Annotated in this window: 2 rRNA genes; both read right to left on the minus strand. The window is 57.6% G+C overall.

The annotated features are described in order from the left end of the window. Positions 1 to 93 precede the first annotated feature (93 nt). A 5S ribosomal RNA gene (gene rrf / locus AC4FS3_RS29330) occupies positions 94 to 208 on the minus strand. 186 nt (positions 209 to 394) lie between these two features. Beyond that, positions 395 to 542 (minus strand): 23S ribosomal RNA (locus tag AC4FS3_RS29335); the annotation flags it as partial.

Consider the following 542-nt stretch of genomic DNA (forward strand, 5'->3'; position numbering starts at 1 on the left):
TGCTTCACCCCGGGTCGATTTTGAATGATTTGCCATTTCCCGGATGCAGGCCGGGAAGTTTTCATCGTGAGGAGTGTTATCTGTCATTTGCGGGCCCGGCGACGACCTACTCTCCCGGGTCTTGAGACACAGTACCATTGGCGCTGGGGAGTTTGACGGCCGAGTTCGGGATGGGATCGGGTATTGTCTCCCCGCTTGGGCCACCGGGCCGGCGAATGACAGGGTAGCATGAAGTGGTTTTGTTTTCTGGTCTGGACGTTTTTTCTTCATCCGGCGTTGCTGGCCACCGCGGACCATTCATGGTCCGCAAGGCCGACCGGCCGCCGGCCCTGACGGGCCGGATGACTGGCGCAGCCAGTCACGAAGAAAGCTAAAACGGACATTGAACATGGGAACGATCAAGCCTGACGAGCGATTAGTACCGGTTAGCTGAATGCATTGCTGCACTTGCACACCCGGCCTATCGACGTGGTGGTCTTCCACGGCTCTTCAGGGAGTACTCGTTTTGAGGCTGGTTTCCCGCTTAGATGCCTTCAGCGGTT

The organism is Pseudogemmobacter sp. TB195, assembly GCF_058313095.1.